This window comes from Achromobacter sp. SIMBA_011 (genome assembly GCF_046535435.1).
Taxonomy (GTDB): domain Bacteria; phylum Pseudomonadota; class Gammaproteobacteria; order Burkholderiales; family Burkholderiaceae_B; genus Achromobacter; species Achromobacter dolens.
Genome location: NZ_JAWRWN010000004.1, coordinates 399,431 through 419,360 on the forward strand (window position 1 = coordinate 399,431; position 19,930 = coordinate 419,360).

Genomic DNA, 19,930 nt, shown 5'->3' on the forward strand with positions numbered 1-19,930 from the left:
AGGAAAAAACATGAACCTGTCTGACAAAAAAGCCACTCTGTCCTTCTCGGACGGCAGCGCACCCATTGAGTTCCCTGTCTACAAGGGCACGGTCGGTCCGGATGTGATCGACATTCGCAAGCTGTACGGCCAGACGGGCATGTTCACGTTCGACCCCGGCTTCATGTCGACCGCGGCCTGCGAATCGGGCATCACGTACATCGACGGCGACAAGGGCGAGCTGCTGTACCGCGGCTACCCCATCGAGCAACTGGCCGTCAATTGCGACTTCATGGACATCTGCTACCTGATCCTGAACGGCGAACTGCCGAACCAGGAACAGAAGGCCGACTTCGATTCGCAAGTGACCCATCACACGATGGTCAACGAACAGCTGCACTTCTTCCTGCGCGGCTTCCGTCGCGACGCCCACCCGATGGCCGTCCTGACGGGCCTGGTGGGCGCGCTGTCGGCGTTCTACCACGACTCGACCGACATCACGAACCCGCAGCATCGTCACATCTCGGCCATCCGCCTGATCGCCAAGATGCCGACGCTGGTCGCGATGGCGTACAAGTACTCGCAAGGCCAACCGTTCATCTATCCGCAGAACGACCTGTCCTACACGGGCAACTTCCTGCGCATGATGTTCGCCACGCCGTGCGAAGAGTACAAGGTCAACGAAGTCGTCGAGCGCGCGCTCGACCGCATTTTCATCCTGCACGCCGACCACGAGCAGAACGCCTCGACCTCCACGGTCCGCCTGTGCGGTTCGTCGGGCACCAACCCGTTCGCCGCCATCTCGGCCGGCGTGGCTTGCCTGTGGGGCCCGGCTCACGGCGGCGCCAACGAAGCTTGCCTGCAGATGCTCGAAGAGCTGCAAGCCAACGGCGGCATCGCCAAGGTCGGCGAGTTCATGGAGAAGGTCAAGGACAAGAACTCGGGCGTGCGCCTGATGGGCTTTGGCCACCGCGTCTACAAGAACTACGACCCGCGCGCCAAGCTGATGCAGGAAACGTGCAAGGAAGTGCTCTCGGCCCTGGGCCTGGAAAACGACCCGCTGTTCAAGCTGGCCATGGAACTGGAACGCATCGCCCTGGAAGATCCGTACTTCGTGCAGCGCAAGCTGTACCCGAACGTGGACTTCTACTCGGGTATCGTCCAGCGCGCCATCGGCATCCCGACCTCGCTGTTCACGGCCATCTTCGCGCTGGCCCGCACGGTCGGCTGGATCGCCCAGTGGAACGAAATGCTGTCGGATCCCGATTACAAGATCGGCCGTCCGCGCCAGTTGTTCACCGGTTCGGTCACGCGCGACGTGCCGCCGATGGACAAGCGTTGATACGCCGCCACGCTTGACCAGGAAACCGCCTTCGGGCGGTTTTTTGTTGTCCGCTCGCTCCTCGTCGTGCTCCGCCGATGGCCGCCCCGCCGTCGCGGTAATGCGGTTTGGCGTTTATCATCCCTGCCATGATTCCAATAGCGCTGCCCTCAGCGGGCTTCTACATTTTCGTTTCCCTGGGTTTTCTTGCCGGCCTGGTGCTGCTTGGCTGGGCGCTGGTGCTGGTCGCCAGCGGCGGCGCGCGCCGCACGGTTCGCAAATACTGGAAGACCTCCGGACTGCTGTTCGTGGTGCTGCTGGTCCCCTTTGCCTTCTATGCCTGGGTCCAGACGGTCATCTGGCAGATCGAGCGCGAAGGCGCGCGCCGCGAGGCCGCCCGCAACGTCACCCTGGAAGCGCCGACGACGGTAGGCGGCACCGCCATGCCCGCGGGCACGCGCCTCAAGCTGCAGGACGAGGGCAAGCTGGAAACCTACGTCGAAGCCGAGTTTCCGCAGCCCGTGGCCATGTACGGCGTGCAGGCGTCGCGGGCGCAACGCTATCTGGACGCCGAGTACGACAGCGAAACCTACGCCCTGCGCGGCCGGCATCCGCGCAGCGTCCTGCTGCGAGGCGCTGGCAGCCAGACGGTGCTGGGCTGGCAATGCGACGCCACCCAGGACATTGAATTCGACGTGGCGAAGGATGGCGCGATGATGGCGCTGAACAAGTGCGTGCTGGGGCCGGGCAACCGGGTCGACACGCTGGATCTTGCGCCCGGCTCCATCGTGTATGGATCGAGCGGCACCGTCTACACGGATGGCTCGCGCGATCCGGATCAATGGCGTATCGAGGTCAAGGACCCGGTGGCGGTCAAGGTGTTCGGGCTGCCGTTGAGCGAGCCCCGGCTCTACCTGGATGGCGAGCGGCGCCTGTTGCGCGTCAGCGATGCCGAGCTGGCCTGCCCGACGACGTTCGGCGGCGTCCGTTATGCCGCCGGCACCCAGGTGCAGTCGATGCGGCGCGGCCGCGGCGATGCCCGCGAGCCGTTTCCGGGTGTGCTGGTGCTGAGTCCCTGGAACGGCGATGTCGCCCGGCGCGATGGCCAGCCCGATGTGCCCGAAGGCATGTCGGTGAGGCAGACGCTGTCCGGCGAAGTGATCGACGTGGTCCGGAACGACGCCGTGGGCGTGTTCCACTTCGCGACCATCACCGTCGGCGACGACACGCCACGGCCGACCCGCGCGCGCTGTCCCTGAGACGGGCGGGCCGCGTGGATCGCGGCGCGCCCTACGCGCCGATGCCGCGCGCCATCAGCACCGCGAACAGCGGCAGCAAGATGAACAGGTGCGATTCGATCATCACCCACCGGCGCGCGCGCTTGATCTGCGCGGCGTCCGGCACGAAAGCGGGCTGCTGGCGCGCCTGTTTGGCCCAGCGCAGGAAGGCCAGCGTGGGCGGGATCGAACAGAGGCCGATGATGACGAACAGCGTGATCTTGGCGTGGAACCAAGGGTTGCCCATGTAGAACGCGGCCCCCTTGACCCCCAGTGTCAGGCGCAGCGCGCCGGTGGCCAGCACCAGGATCGCGCTCAGCAGATACAGGCGGTCATAGACCACCAGGCGCTTGAGCGTGGCCGGTGTCAGGTCGGGGCGCAGCAGCACCGCTTCGGCGGTCAGCACCACCACCAGGACGAATATGGCCAGGAAGTGAAACCAGGCCAGGAAGGCGTCGAGCAACATAGGGTCGGGCTCCGGTAGGGAAGGGTAGAGGGGAGTCGCTGCCCCGTTTTACCATTCGCCCGGCGCGGCGCACTATCGCGGCATCAAGCGGCCCAAAAAAAAGGACGCCCCGTGGGGCGTCCCTTGCGTGCCGATCAGCGCAGCGCGATCAACGGCGCTTCTTGGCGGCCTCGGCGGCTTCCTGCTGCGCATCGACCACGGCCAAGGCGGTCATGTTGACGATGCGGCGCACGGTGGCGCTTGTCGTCAGGATGTGCACCGGACGCGCGGCGCCCAGCAGGATCGGGCCCATCGCGACGCCATTGCTGCCCGTCATCTTCAGCATGTTGTACGTGATGTTGCCGGTGTCCAGCGTCGGCATGACCAGCAGGTTGGCGCGACCCTTCAGGGTGCTGTCCGGGTAGGCCAGCACGCGGATCTTTTCCGACAGGGCGGCGTCGGCGTGCATTTCGCCATCCACTTCCAGGTCGGGCGCGCGGTCCTGCACCAACTGGCGCGCGGCGGCCATCTTGCGCGACGACTCCGTGACGCGGCTGCCGAAGTTCGAGTGCGACAGCAGGGCGATCTTGGGCACCACGCCGAAACGCAGCATCTCGTCGGCGGCCTGGATGGTGATGTTGGCGACTTCCTCGGCCGACGGGTTCTCGTTGACGTGGGTGTCGGTGACGAACAGCGTCTGGTCGGGCAGCATCAGCACGTTCAGGGCGGCGTAGGTCTGGCCTTCCTTCCTGCCGATGATTTCGTCGATGTACTTGAGCTGGTTGTCGTACTTGCTGGCCACGCCGCACAGCAGCGCGTCGGCGTCGCCGCGGCGCAGCAGCATCGCGCCGATCAGCGTGTTGTGCTTGCGGATCATCGCCTTGGCGATGGCCGGGGTCACGCCTTCGCGGCCCTTGAGCTGGTAGTACGCGTTCCAGGTTTCGTTGAAGCGGCTGTCGTCTTCGGGATCGACGATCTCGAAATGCTGGCCGGCGACCAGGCGCAGGCCGAACTTCTTGATGCGCATCTCGATCACGGACGGACGGCCGATCAGGATCGGGAACGCCAGCTTTTCATCGGCCACGGTCTGCACCGCGCGCAGCACGCGCTCGTCTTCGCCGTCGGCGTAGATGACGCGCTTGGGCGCCTTCTTGGCCTGGGCGAACAGCGGGCGCATCAGTTGGCCCGAGTGGTAGACGAAGCCCATCAGCTTCTGGCGGTAGGCCTCAATGTCCTCGATCGGACGGGCGGCCACGCCGGAGTCGGCGGCGGCCTGGGCCACGGCCGGGGCGATCTGCACGATCAGGCGCGGGTCGAACGGCTTCGGGATGATGTAGTCGGGACCGAACGACAGCTCCTGGCCGGCGTAGGCGCGGGCCACTTCATCGTTCTGCTCGGCCTGGGCCAGCTCGGCGATGGCCTTGACGCACGCCAGCTTCATTTCCTCGGTGATGCGCGAGGCCCCGGCATCCATGGCGCCGCGGAAGATGAAGGGGAAGCACAGCACGTTGTTGACCTGGTTCGGGTAGTCCGAACGGCCGGTGGCGATGATGCAGTCGGGGCGCGCGGCCTTGGCGACTTCCGGGCGGATCTCCGGCTCCGGGTTGGCCAGCGCCAGGATCAGCGGACGGTCGGCCATGGTCTTGACCATGTCGGCGGTCAGCACGCCGGCGGTCGAGCAGCCCAGGAACACGTCGGCGCCGTTGACCACGTCGGCCAGCGTGCGCGCGTCGGTCTTCTGCGCGTAGCGCTTCTTGTTGGCTTCCATGTTTTCATCGCGGCCGTCCCAGATCACGCCGCGCGAGTCCACCACGTAGATGTTCTCGCGCTTGACGCCCAGGTGCACCAGCAGGTCCAGGCAGGCGATGGCGGCGGCGCCGGCGCCCGAGCAGGCCAGCTTGACCGTGCCGATGTCCTTGCCCACGACCTTCAGGCCGTTCAGGATGGCGGCCGACGAGATGATGGCGGTGCCGTGCTGGTCGTCGTGGAAGACGGGGATCTTCATGCGTTCGCGCAGCTTCTTCTCGATGTAGAAGCACTCGGGCGCCTTGATGTCCTCGAGGTTGACGCCGCCGAGCGTGGGCTCGAGCGCGGCGATGATGTCGACCAGCTTGTCGGGGTCGTTCTCGGCCAGTTCGATGTCGAACACGTCGATGCCGGCGAACTTCTTGAACAGGCAGCCCTTGCCTTCCATGACCGGCTTGGCGGCCAGCGGGCCGATGTTGCCCAGGCCCAGCACGGCGGTGCCGTTGGTGATCACGCCCACCAGGTTGCCGCGCGAGGTGTACTTGGACGCGGCGTCGTCGCCCTGGTCGAAGATGGCCATGCACGCGGCGGCCACGCCGGGCGAGTACGCCAGCGACAGGTCGTCCTGGTTGGCGAGGGTCTTGGTCGGGGTGACCGAGATCTTTCCGGGGGTGGGATAGGCGTGGTAATCCAACGCCAGTTTGGTGAGGGTTTCGTCCATGGGATACAGCCTTTTCGGCGCTAACTGGAGATAAAAGCGAGAAGGTAAATCGGAAAGCAAAAAGCGGGCTCGCGGCCCGCCGTATTCTTTGGGAAATGCTTAGGGAACACCCGTATTTCAACAGAAAGCGGCGCGAATTGGTTGCTGCAGCGCAGCGATCGTCCGATTTTGATCAAGCCGGCGTACTTTCACGCCGCCTGTGCGCAAAAGGAAAAATCCCCGGCCGTCGGGGCTTTTTCCTTTCCTTTCAGTGCGTTATTGCGCCCAGGGTGGCGTGGCGCGGGTCGCGGCGCCGAGCTTCTGGCGCAAGGTGTCGGCTTGCTCCTGCCGGCCCAGGCTGTCCAGGGCGTGCAGCACGATCCAGTCGGCGCTGACTTCGAAGAAGTCGCGCAGGCGAGCGCGGGTGTCGCTGCGGCCGAAGCCGTCGGTGCCCAGCGTGCGGTAGGGCGCGGGCACCCAGGCGCGGATCTGTTCGGGCACGGCGCGCACGTAGTCGGTGGCGGCCACCACCGGCGCATCGCTGCCGCCCAGGCAGGCGCGCACCCAGTCCGCGTCCGGCGCGGAGGGCAGGCCGAGCGCGCGCGCGCGTTCGGCCTCGCGGCCATCGCGCGCCAGTTCGGAGAAGCTGGTCACGCTCCAGACCTCGGCATCCACGCCGTATTCCGCGTGCAGGCGCTCGGCGGCGATTTCCGCTTCGCGCAGCATGGGGCCGGCGCCCAACAGGCGCACCGCCGCCTGCTGGCGCGCCGGGCGCAGGCGGTACATGCCGCGCAGGATGCCTTCGGCCGCCGCGCCGTCCTGCGGCAGGTCGGGCTGCGCCAGGTTCTCGTTGGTGACGGTCAGGTAGAAGAACTCGTCGCGCTGCTCGTCCAGCATGCGGCGCATGCCGTACTCGACGATCACCGCGACTTCGTAGGCGTAGGCGGGATCGTAGGCGCGGCAGTTGGGCACGGCCGCGGCCATGATGTGGCTGGAGCCGTCCTGGTGCTGCAGGCCTTCGCCGCCCAGCGTGGTGCGGCCGGAGGTGGCGCCGATGAGGAAGCCGCGCGTGCGCTGGTCGGCCGCGGCCCAGATCAGGTCGCCGATGCGCTGGAAACCGAACATCGAGTAATAGATATAGAAAGGCAGCATCGGCAGGCCGTTGACCGAGTAGCTGGTGCCGGCCGCCGTCCACGACGAGATCGCGCCCGCCTCGGTGATGCCTTCTTCCAGGATCTGGCCGTCGCGCGCCTCGCGGTAGTACAGCACCGACCCAATGTCCTCGGGTTCGTACAGTTGGCCTTGCGCCGAATAGATGCCGATCTGGCGGAACAGGTTGGCCATGCCGAAGGTGCGCGCTTCGTCGGCCACGATGGGTACGATGCGCGGGCCGACCTGCGGGTCTTTCAGCAGCGCCGTCAGCATGCGCACGATGGCCATGGTGGACGACATCTCCTTGCCGTCGGCGCTGAGCGCGAAGCGCGCCCATTGGTCCACCGCCGGCGGCGCCAGGCGCGGCGCCTGGGTCTGGCGGCGCGGGATGTGGCCGCCCAGCGCGGCGCGGCGCGCCTGCAGGTGGCGCAGCTCGGCGCTGTCTTCGGCTGGGCGATAGAACTTGAGCGCCAGGCAATCGGCATCGGAGATCGGCAGGGCGAAGCGGTCGCGGAACGCCAGCAGCGCCTCGTCGTCCAGCTTCTTCTGCTGGTGGGTGGTCATCTTGCCCTGGCCGGCCGTGCCCATGCCAAAGCCCTTCTTGGTCTGCGCCAGGATCACGGTGGGCTGGCCGCGATGGTGCGCGGCGCGGTGGTACGCGGCATGGATCTTGACCATGTCGTGGCCGCCGCGGTGCAGGCGGTCGATGGCCTCGTCGGTCCAGTCGGCCACCAGCGCCGCCAGTTCCGGATTCTGGTTGAAGAAGTGGGCGCGGTTGAAGGCGCCGTCGTTGGCGGCGAAGGTCTGGAACTGGCCGTCCACCGTGTTGGCGAAGGCGCGCGCCAGGGCGCCGTTGGTGTCACGGCGCAGCAGGGCGTCCCAGTCGCTGCCCCAGACCAGCTTGATGACGTTCCAGCCGGCGCCCGCGTACAGGGTTTCGAGTTCGTCGATGATGCGGCCGTTGCCGCGCACCGGGCCGTCCAGGCGCTGCAGGTTGCAGTTGACGACGAACACCAGGTTGTCGAGCTTTTCGCGCGCGGCCAGGGTCAGCGCGGCGATCGACTCCGGTTCGTCCATCTCGCCGTCGCCGAAGATGCCCCAGACCTTGCGGTCGCTCGCGGGCACCAGCGAGCGGTGTTCCAGGTAGCGCATGAAGCGCGCCTGGTAGATCGCGTTGATGGGACCGATGCCCATCGAGCCGGTGGGGAACTGCCAGAAGTCGGGCATCAGCCAGGGATGCGGATACGACGACAGCCCGCGCAGGCCGCGCGCGGTGGCGGTGATTTCCTGGCGGAAGTGGGCCAGGTCGTCGTCGCTGAGGAAACCCTCCAGGTAGGCGCGGGCATAGACGCCGGGCGCCGAGTGCGGCTGCATGTAGACCAGGTCGCCCGGGCCGTCGGCCGTGGCTGCGCGGAAGAAGTGATTGAAGCCGACCTCGAACAGGTCGGCGGCCGAGGCGTAGCTGGCGATGTGGCCGCCCAGTTCGCCATGGGCCTGGTTGGCGCGCACCACCATGGCCAGGGCGTTCCAGCGGTTGATGCGGGCGATGCGTTCCTCGACCGCCAGGTTGCCGGGAAAGGGCGGTTCCTGGTCGGCGGGGATGGTGTTCAGGTAGGCGGTGCGCGTCTGGCTGTTGGCGCGCAAGCCCAGGGCGGCGGCGTGCCCCAGCAGGTTGTCCAGCACATAGCCCGCCCGTTCGGCGCCCGAGGCCTCGACCAGGGATTGCAGGCCGTCGCGCCATTCGGCGGTTTCGGCGGGATCGGCATCATGCCGGGGGGCGGTCCCGGCGGGGGAATGGCTGGCGTCGCACATGATGGTTTTGTCTCCTTTGTAAGCGCCATGCTAGTCCTGTCGCTGGGGCATGGGTAATCAAAATGCCGGGAGGAAATCGTGGTTTTCAGCATAATCATTTGACGATTGGCGTGTCGGCGGCAGGATCTGCCGCCTTCGGCCGCTTACCGGTGGTGACCACCTGCTGGACGCCAAGGCGCTAGAATTCGCGCTTCACAAAAAACAAACCGGCAACCAGACAGGGCGGCAACGCCCTGATAGCCGGGGCCGTCCCGCCCCAGCGGCGGGCTCGTGTCCCGGCCAGTAAAGGGAGACTTCAATGACTCAACCTACCAGCGTCCCGGCAGAGGTCACGCTACCGGAACTGACATTCCGCGGCGTGCTGCTGGGCGCAGTCATCACCATTATCTTCACCGCCTCCAACGTGTTCCTGGGGCTCAAGGTCGGCCTGACCTTCTCGTCGGCGATCCCGGCGGCGGTCATTTCCATGTCGGTGTTGCGCCTGTTCAAGGACGCCAACATCCTCGAGAACAACATGGTGCAGACGCAGGCCTCGGCTGCCGGCACGCTGTCGGCCATCATCTTCATCCTGCCCGCGCTGGTCATGATGGGCCACTGGCAGGGCTTTCCGTTCTGGCAGACCCTGGGCATCTGCGCGGCCGGCGGCATGTTGGGCGTGATGTTCACGATTCCGCTGCGCCACGTGATGGTGGTGCAGAGCGACCTGCCGTACCCGGAGGGCGTGGCGGCCGCCGAGATCCTGCGGGTGGGCAGCGCCGAGCGCGCCCAGGACGCGGCCGAGGATTCCGCTCGGGCGCCGGCCAGGCCGGCGGCCACCGGCATGGGCGACATCGTCAGCGGCGGCGTGGTGGCGGCGGCAGTCAGCTTCGCGGCCAGCGGCCTGCGGGTGTTGGGCGACGGCGTCAGCGGCTGGTTTTCGTTGGGCGGCGCGGTGTTCCGGCTGCCGATGGGTTTTTCGCTGGCGCTGCTGGGCGCGGGTTACCTGATCGGCATCGTGGCGGGCCTGGCCATGCTGACGGGGCTGGTGATCTCGTGGGGCATCGCGGTGCCGATCCTGACTTCGGTGGCCCAGATTCCCGCGGACATGTCGCTGGCGAAATTCGCCACCGGGCTGTGGTCGTCGCAGGTGCGGTTCATTGGAGCAGGCGTCATCGGCGTGGGCGCCATCTGGACGCTGGCGACGCTTTTCATGCCGATGGCGCGTGGCGTCAAGGCCTCGTTCTCGGCGTTGACGCGCACCGGCGCGGCGCGCGCGGGCAAGGCGCCGCGCACCGAGCGCGACCTGTCGGCGGGCTGGATCTCGGTCGTCACGCTGGTGCTGGTGGCGGTGCTGGTGATCACGTTCCAGGTGTTCCTGGCGGACGCGCCGCTGACGGCCGCCGCGGTCTGGAAACTGGTGGCCTACGCCGTGCTGTTTGCTTTCGTCTTCGGTTTCCTGGTGGCGGCGGCCTGCGGCTACATGGCGGGTCTGGTGGGCACCTCGACCAGCCCGATCTCGGGCGTGGGCATCGTTGCCATCGTGCTGGTGTCGCTGTTGCTGCTGGCGCTGGGCGGCGACCTGCTGGCGGTGCAGAACGGCGTGCAGATGACCATCGCGCTGGCGATCTTCAGCACGTCGGCGGTGGTGGCGGTGGCCTCGATCTCCAATGACAATCTGCAGGATCTGAAGACCGGCTGGCTGGTCGGCGCGACCCCGTGGCGCCAGCAGGTTGCGCTATTGATCGGTTGCGTCCTTGGCGCGGCGGTGATCTCGCCGGTGCTGGACCTGCTGTACAACGCCTACGGCTTCGCCGATGCGATGCCGCGCGCAGGCATGGACCCGTCCCAGGCGTTGTCGGCGCCGCAGGCCACGCTGATGCTGGCGATCGCGCGCGGCATCTTCACGCATCAACTGAACTGGACCATGATCCTGATCGGCATGGCGGTGGGCGTGGGCCTGATCGTGGTGGACGAGATCCTCAAGCGCACCTGCAAGGTCGCCCGCATCCCGGTGCTGGCGGTGGGCATCGGCATCTACCTGCCGCCGACGGTGGCGGCGCCGATCGTGGTCGGCGCGCTGCTGGCCTGGCTGCTGGAGCGCGCGCTGCGCCGCCGCGCCGCGGCCGCCGGCAAGGACTATGAATCGTTCGCCGACGCCGCCAACCGGCGCGGCGTGCTGATCGCCTCGGGCCTGATCGTGGGCGAGAGCCTGGTGGGCGTGGTGATGGCCGCCATCATCGGCGCCGCCGGCACCGATGCGCCGCTGGCGATCGCGGGCGAGGAATTCGCGCGCACCGCCTCGTTCCTGGGGCTGGCGGTGTTCGCGCTGGTGGCGGTGCTGTTCTGGCGCCGCGTGACGCGGCTGGCGCGGCCATAGGCCAGGCGTTGCGCCAGGCACGGATCGAAAGGGCATGACGCGTGCGTCATGCCCTTTTTTCATGCCGGCCGCAGCAGGTCGGCCAGGGTTCGGGCGATGACCTTGGTGGCCCGCCGCAGGTCTTCCAGCACCACGCGTTCGTCGTTGCGCTTGGCGTGCGACTCCAGCACGGTGCGCGGGCCGGCTCCGTAGATCACGCCGGGAATGCCGGCCTCGGCGTACAGGCGCACGTCGGTGTAGAGCGGCGTGCCCATGGCGGGGATCGGCTCGCCGAACAGGTCCTGGCCATGCTTGCGGATGGCGTCGACCAGCGGCTGGTTGCCGGGCAGCGGCCGCATGGCGTTGGCCAGCAGCAGGCGCTTGATCTCGACCCGCAGGCCGGGCGTGGCGGCCGCGCCTTCTTCGATGATGCGGCGGATGTCGGCCTCGACCTCGGCCGCGTTCTCTTCCGGGATCATGCGGCGATCCAGCTTGAACACCACCTTGCCGGGCACCACGTTGGTGTTGGTGCCGCCTTCGATGCGGCCGATGTTCAGATAGGGGTGGCTGATGCCCTCGACCCGCGAAGTGATCTCGCGATAGCGCGCGTTCTGCGCGTACAGCGCGTTCATGATCGCGACCGCGCCCTGCAGCGCATCCACGCCGGTGGCGGGAATAGCGGCGTGCGCCATCTTGCCGTGCACCGTGACCTCCATTTGCAGGCAGCCATTGTGGGCCGTCACGACTTCATAGCTGAAGCCGGCTGCGATCAGCAGGTCGGGTTTCGTCAGGCCCTGGCGCAGCAGCCAGCCGGGACCGAGCAGGCCGCCGAATTCCTCGTCGTAGGTGAAGTGCAGTTCGACCGCGCCATGGCTCGGGCGCGCCACCGCTTCCAGCGCGCGCAGCGCGAAGGTGAAGCTGGCGAAATCGCTCTTGCTGACCGCGGCGGCGCGCCCGTAGAGGCAGCCGTCCTCGATCTCGGCGCCATACGGATCGTGCTCCCAGCCGTCGCCCGGCGGCACCACGTCGCCGTGGGCGTTGAGGGCGATGCGCCGGCCGCCAGCGCCGTATTCGCGGCGCACGATCAGGTTGGTGATGGACTCCATGCCGTAGGCGCGCACTTCGTCGGCGGGCACGGGATGGGACTCGGCCGGCAGGCCGAAACCTTGCAGCAGTTCGGCGGTGCGGACGGCGTGCGGGGCGTTGTTGCCCGGCGGCGTGTCGGTCGGCACGCGCACCAGTTCCTGCAGGAAGCGCACTTCTTCATCGAAGTGGGCGTCCACCCAGGCGTCGAGTCGGGCGTAATCGGTCATGGTTCAGCTCGTTGCTTCGTTGGCGAGATCGTCGAGCAGCCGCTGCATTGCCTGCGCGGCCAGCTGCATGTCGTGGTTGGTGGTGGATTCGAGCGGGTTGTGGCTGATGCCGGCGTTCTGGCCGCGCACGAACAGCATGGCCTGCGGCATGATCTCGTGCAGCTTCATGGCATCGTGGCCGGCGCCGCTCGGCATGCAATGGACCGGCACGCCCAGGGCCTGCACCGCGCGTTCCCAGCGCTGCTGCCAGGCCGGCGCGCTGGGTGCGGCGGCGGCGCGCATGGTTTCCTCGAGCGTGTAGCGCAGGCCGCGGCGCTGGCAGATCGCCTCCAGTTCGGCCAGCACGTCCTTGGCCAGCGCATCGCGCTGCGGATCGCTGGGCGCGCGCAGGTCGAGGCTGAAGCGGCATTCGCCGGGCACCACGTTGATCGAGCCATTGGGCACTTCCAGCATGCCGACGGTGCCGACCGAATCGCCGTCGCGCGCGGCGCGGCCTTCGACGAACACGATCAGCTCGGCCGCGGCCACGGCGGCGTCGCGGCGCCGGTCCATCGGCGTGGTGCCGGCATGGCAAGCGGTGCCGTGGATCTGAACGCGGTAGCGCACGCAGCCGTTGATCGACGTGACCACGCCGAGCGGCAGGCCGATTTCGTTCAGCACGGGGCCCTGTTCGATATGCACTTCGATGAAGCCCAGATAGCGGGCCGGGTCGCGCTTGAGCTTGGGAATGTCGTCCACGCACAGCCCCGCGTGCGCCATGGCGTCGCGCATGCTGATGCCGTCAGCGTCCCGCTGTTCGAGCCAGCGCGGCTGGAAGTCGCCGATCAGCGCGCCGGAGCCGAGGAAGGTGGCCGGATAGCGCTGGCCTTCCTCTTCGGAAAAAGCGACGACTTCGATCGCGTAGGGCAGGCGCCGACCCTGGCGGTGCAGCGCGCGCACGCAGGCCATCGGCACGAAGATGCCGAGGCGGCCGTCGTATTTGCCGGCGTTGCGCACCGTGTCGTAATGGCTGCCGCTCATCAGGATGGGCGCGTCGGCGCGGTTGGCGTGATAGCGGCCGACCACGTTGCCGACTGCGTCAATGCCGACTTCGTCGAAGCCGCAATCGCGCATCCAGTGCGAGATGCGCTGGGCGCAGGCGCGGTGCGCGTCGGTCAGGTAGGTGACGGTGAGCTGGCCGTTCTCGGCGTAGCCCGGATCGCTGTGCGCGCTGAGCTTTTCCTGCCAGTCCCAGATGTCGTTGCCCAGGTCCGGTTCGACGCCGAAACGGTCGTAGAGCCGCACTTCGGCGTCGCGGTGCAATTGGCGCAGGGCCTCGCGACGTTCGTCGTCCGGCGCGTTGTGGCGGCGGCGTTCGAGCGCCTGGCGCCATTGCCCGTCTTGCGGGCCGGCGCCGCGCGGGCCGTATTGGGACAGGATGAAGGGAAAACCGAAACGCGCGGCATAGTCGGCGGCCAGCGCGGCGGCGTCCGCCGCCGCGTCGAGCATGGCGACGGGCTGAGCGCGCAGCAGCGCCAATTGCGCGGCGGCGTCAGTGTCGTCCACCGCGCGCTGCAGGGCCAACTGCAACTGCGCCACGCTGTGCACCGGGCGCGCCCGCACCGCCTGTTCGGCGGCCCAGGGCGCGTGGGGATACAGGTCGGCCAGCATGGCGGCGGCGTCTTGCGGCGCGGCGTCGTTGAATCGGGCGAGGGTAGGGGCCATGGTTGCGCGGTTCAGGCAGCGGGTTGATAGGGATGGCGCGCCTGCCAGTGCCGGGCGATGTCCAGGCGGCGGCAGACCCACACGCGGTCATGGCGCGCGATGTGATCCAGGAAGCGTTGCAGGGCGACGATGCGGCCGGGCCGGCCCAGCAGGCGGCAATGCATGCCGATACTGAGCATCTTGGGCGCCTCGTCGCCTTCCGCGTAGAGCGCGTCGAAGCTGTCCTTCAGGTATTGGAAGAACGGATCGGCGTGCGAATAGCCCTGCGGCAGCGCGAAGCGCATGTCGTTGCAGTCCAGCGTGTAGGGCACGATCAGTTGCGGCGCCACGCTGCCGTCGCTCTTTTGCACGCGCATCCAGAACGGCAGGTCGTCGCCGTAGTAGTCGCTGTCGTATTCGAAGCCGCCGTAGTCCGCCACCAGGCGGCGCGTGCGCGGGCTGTCGCGGCCGGTGTACCAGCCCAGCGGGCGGGCGCCGGTCAGTTGCGTGATGGCCTCCATGCCCAGGCGCATGTGCTCGCGTTCGGTGGCTTCGTCCACGTTCTGGTAGTGCACCCAGCGCCAGCCGTGACAGGCGATCTCGTGGTCCAGCTCGACCAGCGCCGCGGCCAGCTCGGGGTGGCGTTGCAGCGCCATGCCGACGGCGAACACCGTCAGCGGCAGGCCGCGCTTTTCGAATTCACGCAGGATGCGCCAGACGCCCACGCGCGAGCCGTACTCGTAGATGCCTTCCATGCTCAGGTGGCGTTCCGGGTAGCTGGCCGGGTTGAACATCTCGGACAGGAATTGTTCGGATCCCGCGTCGCCATGCAAGACGCAGTTTTCGCCGCCTTCCTCGTAATTGAGCACGAACTGCACCGCGATGCGGGCGTTGCCGGGCCATTGCGCATGCGGCGGGTTGCGGCCGTAGCCGATCAGGTCACGCGGGTAGGGCTGGGTTGAGTCGTAGGTGCTCATGACAAGGCGGGCGTGGACATCGTGTTCGACACGATAAGGTAAACCGCATTGTCTGTATACAATTTATGTACATCATTAGTGATGACCCTAATACGTCAGGCAAATCCGATCGCCATGAAGCGAACCACCCGCCGGCGTGCGCCGCCGGCGGGTGGTTCCTGGGTATCGGCAAGAGCGGTTCAGCGCAGGTCGCCGCAGGGCCACCCGCTGGCGCCATAGCCGCCGTCAGCCGTTGCGGTAGAGAAAGCTGTAGGCGTTGATCGCCGGCACCCCCCCAAGATGCGCATACAGCACCCGGGAACCGGCGGGGATTTCCCCGCGCCGCACGATGTCCATCATGCCCTGCATCGATTTGCCCTCGTAGACCGGGTCGGTCATCATCCCTTCGAGCCGCGCGCACAGGCGGATCGCCTCGTTGGTCTCGGCCGATGGCAGCCCATAGGCCGGGTAGGCATAGCGCGTATCCAGCACCACGTCGCCGTCCGTGATGGGGCGCTCCAGGCCCACCATGTCGGCGGTGCGGCGCGCGATGCGCAGGATCTGCGCGCGGGTCTGGTCCGGCGTGGCCGAGGCGTCGATGCCGATGACGCGGTCGGCGCGGCCGTCGGCGGCAAAGCCCACCACCATGCCGGCCTGCGTGCTGCCAGTGACGGCGCAGACCACGATGTAGTCGAACTTGAAGCCCAGCTCGGCCTCCTGCCGCCGCACTTCCTCGGCGAAGCCGACATAGCCCAGCCCGCCCAGCTCATGGTCGGAGGCGCCGGCCGGAATCGCGTACGGCTTGCCGCCGCGCTTGCGCACGTCCTCCAGCGCCTCTTCCCAACTGCGGCGGAAACCGATGTCGAAGCCCTGGTCCACCAGGCGCACGTCGGCGCCCATCAGCCGGCTCATCATGATGTTGCCGACCCGGTCATAGACCGCATCCGAGTAGTCCACCCAGTTTTCCTGCACCAGCACGCAGGCCAGGCCGAGCTTGGCGGCCACGGCCGCCACCATGCGGGTGTGGTTGGACTGGATGCCGCCGATGGTGACGAGCGTGTCGCAACCCTGTTCCAGCGCCTGGGGAATCAGGTATTCCAGCTTGCGAAGCTTGTTGCCGCCGAACGCCAGGCCGCTGTTGCAGTCCTCGCGCTTGGCGTAGATCTCGACCTTGCCGCCGAGGTGGGCGGACAGGCGCTCGAGCTTTTCGATGGGGGTGTCGCCGAAGGTCAGGCGGTGGCGGGGAAAGCGTTGCAGATCCATGCGGGCTCCTGGGGGAAGGGGGATCCGGGCGGGCCGCCGCGGATGGAAAAATCATAGGAATCCGCCAGATTGTTGGTCAATTGTGTATTTTCTTGGTTTCTTCCTTTTAAATTTTTAGGAAATTCGATTTTTGGATTTAATATTTATGAATAAAAAATAAAAACCAAATTAAATTTTATAGGGACATATTAGATGGCCGCCATCGCCGGGCTGGATCGCATCGACCGCCAGATCCTGCGCCTGCTGCAGCAGGACGCCCAGATCACCAACCTTGATCTGAGCGCGCGCGTGCATCTCAGTCCCGCCGCCTGCCTGCGGCGGGTGGAAAAGCTCAAGGCCGAGGGCATCATCAGAAAGACGGTGGCGCTGCTCGAACCGGCCGAGGTCGAGATGGCCACGCTGGTGATCGTCGGCGTGGTGCTGGATCGCTCCACGCCGGAGTCCTTCACCGACTTCGAGCAGGCCGCGCGCGGCATCAGCGGCTGCCTCGAGTGCCATCTGGTGGCGGGCGAGTTCGACTACTTCCTGATGCTGCGCATCCGCGACCTGGAGCGCTTCAACAAGCTGCACGCGGGCGAGATCATCAAGCTGCCCGGCGTGCGCCAGATCCGCACTTTTTTCGTGCTGAAAGAGATCCTGTCGACCACCGAACTGCCGCTCTGACGAGGCAATTGCGCAACACCTCGCGCACGGATCGAAAAAAATGCCGCAATGCGGCATTTTTCGTTCGCGGAATTTGCGGGCGCGTAGACGGCGTAATTGCAGGGGTTGCATGGACATTCCAACGCCGCATGAAACCATTCCTGGCGCGCTTTTGCGTCACGCAATCGCAAAAAGACGCCCGTAAACTCAAAGGGTTATACTTTCATGCATACGGCTTTCAAGGCTTGTACGCGCCTTCTGCCCCTGCTATCCGCTAAACGGGAAGCCCGTGTCGCGGAAGGTTTTCCTGCATCGTAATCGAGTGAAGCACTCGTAAAGGTGAAGCGATTATGTCTTCGGAAATAGAATCCCTATCCACGTCTTACTTGTTTGGGGGAAACGCCCCCTACGTTGAGGAGCTTTACGAAGCCTACCTCGACAACCCCGGTTCGGTACCTGACAACTGGCGCGAATACTTCGACCAGCTGCAGCACGCTCCCGCCACCGACGGCCAGGAATCCACCCGCGACCAGGCCCACGCTCCCATCGTCGAATCGTTCGCCCAGCGCGCCAAGGCCAATGCCTTCGTGCAACGCGCCGCCGAACCCGACCTGAGCGTCGCCTCCAAGCAAGTCTCGGTGCAATCGCTGATCGCCGCCTACCGCTCGCTCGGTTCGCGCTGGGCCGACCTGGATCCGCTCAAGCGCCAGGAACGTCCGCCGATCCCCGAACTCGATCCGGCCTTCTACGGCCTGACCGAAGCCGACCTGGACCAGACCTACTCGGCCACCAACACCTACTTCACGACCGCCAGCACCATGACGCTGCGCGACATCCTGAAGGCGCTGCGCGACACCTACTGCCGCAGCATCGGTGCCGAATTCACGCACATCTCCGACCCCGCCGCCAAGCGCTGGATCCAGGAACGCCTGGAAACCACGCTGGGTGCGCCGACCTACACGGCCGAAGAAAAGCGCCACATCCTGCAGCAACTGACCGAGTCCGAAGGCCTCGAGCGTTTCCTGCACACCAAGTACGTCGGCCAGAAGCGCTTCTCGCTGGAAGGCGGCGAAAGCTTCATCGCCTCGATGGACGAAGTGGTGAACCACGCCGGTGAAAACGGCGTCCAGGAAATCGTGGTCGGCATGGCCCACCGCGGCCGCCTGAACCTGCTCGTGAACATCATGGGCAAGATGCCCGGCGACCTGTTCGCCGAGTTCGAAGGCAAGCACGCCGAAGGCCTGACCGACGGCGACGTGAAGTACCACAACGGCTTCTCGAGCGACCTGTCGACCCGTGGCGGTCCGGTGCACCTGTCGCTGGCGTTCAACCCGTCCCACCTGGAAATCGTCAACCCCGTGGTCGAAGGCAGCGCGCGCGCTCGCCAGGAACGCCGCGGCGACGCCGAAGGCAAGCAAGTGCTGCCGGTGCTGGTGCACGGCGACGCGGCCTTCGCCGGCCAGGGCGTGGTGATGGAAACCCTGAACCTGGCCCAGACCCGCGGCTACGGCACGGGCGGCACGCTGCACATCGTCATCAACAACCAGATCGGCTTCACCACGTCGGATCCGCGCGACTCGCGTTCCACGCTGTATTGCACCGACGTCGTCAAGATGATCGAAGCGCCGGTGTTCCACGTCAACGGCGACGATCCCGAAGCCGTCGTGTTCGTGACCAAGCTGGCCCTGGACTACCGCCTGCAGTTCCGCCACGACGTCGTGGTCGACATCGTCTGCTTCCGCAAGCTGGGCCACAACGAGCAGGACACCCCGTCGCTGACGCAGCCGCTGATGTACAAGCGCATCGGCCATCACCCCGGCACGCGCAAGCTGTACGCCGACAAGCTGACCACGCAGGGCGTGCTGTCCGAGGGCGAAGCCGACCAACTGGTCAAGGACTACCGCCAACTGATGGAAGACGGCCAGCGCACCATCGAACCGGTGCTGACCGACTACAAGAGCAAGTACGCGATCGACTGGTCGCCGTTCCTGGGCGCCAAGTGGACCGACCAGGCCGACACCGCCGTGCCGCTGGCCGAGCTCAAGCGCATCGGCGAGCGCATCACCACCGTGCCGGAAGGCTTCACGGTGCACCCGCTGGTCGCCAAGCTGCTGAACGACCGCCGCACCATGGCCAAGGGCGAAATGAACCTGGACTGGGGCATGGGCGAACACCTCGCCTTCGCCACGCTGGTGTCCTCGGGCTACGCCATCCGCATCACCGGCCAGGACTCGGGCCGTGGCACGTTCACGCACCGCCATGCCGTGCTGCACGACCAGAACCGCGAGCGCTGGAACGACGGCACCTACATTCCGCTGCAGAACGTCTCGGAAGGCCAGGCCCCGTTCACCGTGATCGATTCGGTGCTGTCCGAAGAGGCCGTGCTGGGCTTCGAATACGGCTACTCGAGCGCCGAACCCAACACGCTGACCATCTGGGAAGGCCAGTTCGGTGACTTCGTCAACGGCGCCCAGGTCGTGATCGACCAGTTCATCAGCTCCGGCGAAGCCAAGTGGGGCCGCCAGTCGGGCCTGACCCTGATGCTGCCGCACGGCTACGAAGGCCAGGGCCCCGAGCACTCGTCGGGCCGCATCGAGCGCTTCCTGCAGCTTTGCGCCGACAACAACATGCAAGTGATCCAGCCGACCTCGGCCTCGCAGATCTTCCATGTGCTGCGCCGCCAGATGATCCGTCCGTTCCGCAAGCCCCTGGTGCTGTTCACGCCCAAGTCGCTGCTGCGCAACAAGGACGCCGGCTCGCCCCTGACCGAACTGGCCGGCGGCAGCTTCCGCCCGGTGATCGGCGAGGTCGACGAGGCCATCGACGCCGCCAAGGTCAAGCGCGTGCTGGCTTGCTCGGGCAAGGTCTACTACGATCTGGTCAATGCCCGCCGTGAACGTGGCGCCGACAACGTCGCCATCGTCCGCGTCGAGCAGTTGTACCCGTTCGCGCACAAGTCGTTCGAAGCCGAACTGCGCAAGTACCCGAAGGCCACCGAAGTGATCTGGGTCCAGGACGAGCCGCAGAACCAGGGCCCGTGGTTCTACGTTCAGCATCACGTGTACGAGAACATGGTCGAAGGCCAGAAGCTGGGCTACGCCGGTCGCGCCGCGTCGGCTTCGCCGGCCGTGGGCTACCTGGCCAAGCACCAGGAGCAGCAGAAGGCGCTGATCGAAGCGGCTTTCGCGCCCAAGTTCAAGGCCATGCTGACCAAGTAACCCAACCCGATGCACGCGCGGCGTGCGGCAAGTTGCAGAAATCCAATTTCGAACTTTGCCCGCGCCGCGCGGTCCAGAACACACACTC

12 protein-coding genes are annotated in these 19,930 nt (G+C 66.6%); 5 read left to right on the forward strand and 7 right to left on the reverse strand.

The features are described from left to right. The first annotated feature begins 10 nt into the window (after nucleotides 1-10). Both SB816_RS17580 and SB816_RS17585 read left to right on the forward strand, forming a co-directional pair. Entirely contained in the window at nucleotides 11-1,321 is a 1,311-nt protein-coding gene (locus SB816_RS17580; RefSeq protein WP_047992235.1) for a citrate synthase, read from the forward strand. A gap of 128 nt (nucleotides 1,322-1,449) precedes the next feature. Continuing rightward, on the forward strand, nucleotides 1,450-2,559 hold the full coding sequence (locus SB816_RS17585; RefSeq protein WP_410547333.1) for a hypothetical protein: 1,110 nt from the start codon (nucleotides 1,450-1,452) through the stop codon (nucleotides 2,557-2,559). A 31-nt stretch (nucleotides 2,560-2,590) separates the two neighbouring features. Here the strand turns inward: SB816_RS17585 and SB816_RS17590 are convergent, their stop codons facing one another. The 3 genes from SB816_RS17590 to mdeB all read right to left on the reverse strand — a co-directional run bounded on the left by SB816_RS17590 (nucleotide 2,591) and on the right by mdeB (nucleotide 8,432). Beyond that, nucleotides 2,591-3,043, reverse strand: coding sequence for a DUF2214 family protein (locus tag SB816_RS17590; RefSeq protein ID WP_175167602.1), 453 nt, complete (start codon nucleotides 3,041-3,043; stop codon nucleotides 2,591-2,593). Between the two features lie 148 nt (nucleotides 3,044-3,191). Beyond that, nucleotides 3,192-5,489, reverse strand: coding sequence for an NADP-dependent malic enzyme (locus SB816_RS17595; RefSeq protein WP_049072257.1), 2,298 nt, complete (start codon nucleotides 5,487-5,489; stop codon nucleotides 3,192-3,194). Between the two features lie 255 nt (nucleotides 5,490-5,744). Beyond that, nucleotides 5,745-8,432 carry an alpha-ketoglutarate dehydrogenase gene (gene mdeB, locus SB816_RS17600; protein WP_410547334.1) on the reverse strand — a complete coding sequence of 896 codons (2,688 nt, stop codon included), beginning with the start codon at nucleotides 8,430-8,432 and terminating at the stop codon, nucleotides 5,745-5,747. A gap of 298 nt (nucleotides 8,433-8,730) precedes the next feature. Between mdeB and SB816_RS17605 the strand changes: the two genes are divergently transcribed. After that, nucleotides 8,731-10,788, forward strand: coding sequence for an OPT family oligopeptide transporter (locus SB816_RS17605; protein ID WP_269872774.1), 2,058 nt, complete (start codon nucleotides 8,731-8,733; stop codon nucleotides 10,786-10,788). A 59-nt stretch (nucleotides 10,789-10,847) separates the two neighbouring features. Here the strand turns inward: SB816_RS17605 and SB816_RS17610 are convergent, their stop codons facing one another. From SB816_RS17610 to SB816_RS17625, 4 genes are all read right to left on the reverse strand, one after another. After that, complete coding sequence (locus SB816_RS17610; RefSeq protein WP_064524455.1) at nucleotides 10,848-12,080, reverse strand: M20 family metallopeptidase; 1,233 nt, start codon at nucleotides 12,078-12,080, stop codon at nucleotides 10,848-10,850. 3 nt (nucleotides 12,081-12,083) lie between these two features. Continuing rightward, complete coding sequence (locus SB816_RS17615) at nucleotides 12,084-13,784, reverse strand: hydantoinase/carbamoylase family amidase (protein WP_410547335.1); 1,701 nt, start codon at nucleotides 13,782-13,784, stop codon at nucleotides 12,084-12,086. An 11-nt stretch (nucleotides 13,785-13,795) separates the two neighbouring features. After that, a complete protein-coding gene (gene puuE / locus SB816_RS17620) occupies nucleotides 13,796-14,740 on the reverse strand; it encodes an allantoinase PuuE (RefSeq protein ID WP_054416814.1) in 945 nt (314 codons plus the stop codon). Between the two features lie 225 nt (nucleotides 14,741-14,965). Then, nucleotides 14,966-15,982: a 1-aminocyclopropane-1-carboxylate deaminase gene (locus SB816_RS17625; RefSeq protein WP_020924636.1), complete on the reverse strand. Its 1,017-nt coding sequence runs from the start codon at nucleotides 15,980-15,982 to the stop codon at nucleotides 14,966-14,968. Between the two features lie 192 nt (nucleotides 15,983-16,174). Here SB816_RS17625 and SB816_RS17630 point away from each other — a divergent pair, with 192 nt between their 5' ends. Both SB816_RS17630 and SB816_RS17635 read left to right on the forward strand, forming a co-directional pair. Next, nucleotides 16,175-16,645 carry an Lrp/AsnC family transcriptional regulator gene (locus SB816_RS17630; RefSeq protein WP_049072267.1) on the forward strand — a complete coding sequence of 157 codons (471 nt, stop codon included), beginning with the start codon at nucleotides 16,175-16,177 and terminating at the stop codon, nucleotides 16,643-16,645. A gap of 329 nt (nucleotides 16,646-16,974) precedes the next feature. Continuing rightward, on the forward strand, nucleotides 16,975-19,842 hold the full coding sequence (locus SB816_RS17635) for a 2-oxoglutarate dehydrogenase E1 component (protein ID WP_049072268.1): 2,868 nt from the start codon (nucleotides 16,975-16,977) through the stop codon (nucleotides 19,840-19,842). Nucleotides 19,843-19,930 lie beyond the last annotated feature (88 nt).

What these genes read in the sequence shown, in the direction of transcription:
- SB816_RS17580 (WP_047992235.1), top strand. Translation starts at nt 11, where the DNA reads ATGAACCTGTCTGACAAAAAAGCCACTCTGTCCTTCTCGGACGGCAGC.
- SB816_RS17585 (WP_410547333.1), top strand. Translation starts at nt 1,450, where the DNA reads ATGATTCCAATAGCGCTGCCCTCAGCGGGCTTCTACATTTTCGTTTCC.
- SB816_RS17590 (WP_175167602.1), bottom strand. Translation starts at nt 3,043, where the DNA reads ATGTTGCTCGACGCCTTCCTGGCCTGGTTTCACTTCCTGGCCATATTC.
- SB816_RS17595 (WP_049072257.1), bottom strand. Translation starts at nt 5,489, where the DNA reads ATGGACGAAACCCTCACCAAACTGGCGTTGGATTACCACGCCTATCCC.
- mdeB (WP_410547334.1), bottom strand. Translation starts at nt 8,432, where the DNA reads ATGTGCGACGCCAGCCATTCCCCCGCCGGGACCGCCCCCCGGCATGAT.
- SB816_RS17605 (WP_269872774.1), top strand. Translation starts at nt 8,731, where the DNA reads ATGACTCAACCTACCAGCGTCCCGGCAGAGGTCACGCTACCGGAACTG.
- SB816_RS17610 (WP_064524455.1), bottom strand. Translation starts at nt 12,080, where the DNA reads ATGACCGATTACGCCCGACTCGACGCCTGGGTGGACGCCCACTTCGAT.
- SB816_RS17615 (WP_410547335.1), bottom strand. Translation starts at nt 13,784, where the DNA reads ATGGCCCCTACCCTCGCCCGATTCAACGACGCCGCGCCGCAAGACGCC.
- puuE (WP_054416814.1), bottom strand. Translation starts at nt 14,740, where the DNA reads ATGAGCACCTACGACTCAACCCAGCCCTACCCGCGTGACCTGATCGGC.
- SB816_RS17625 (WP_020924636.1), bottom strand. Translation starts at nt 15,982, where the DNA reads ATGGATCTGCAACGCTTTCCCCGCCACCGCCTGACCTTCGGCGACACC.
- SB816_RS17630 (WP_049072267.1), top strand. Translation starts at nt 16,175, where the DNA reads ATGGCCGCCATCGCCGGGCTGGATCGCATCGACCGCCAGATCCTGCGC.
- SB816_RS17635 (WP_049072268.1), top strand. Translation starts at nt 16,975, where the DNA reads ATGTCTTCGGAAATAGAATCCCTATCCACGTCTTACTTGTTTGGGGGA.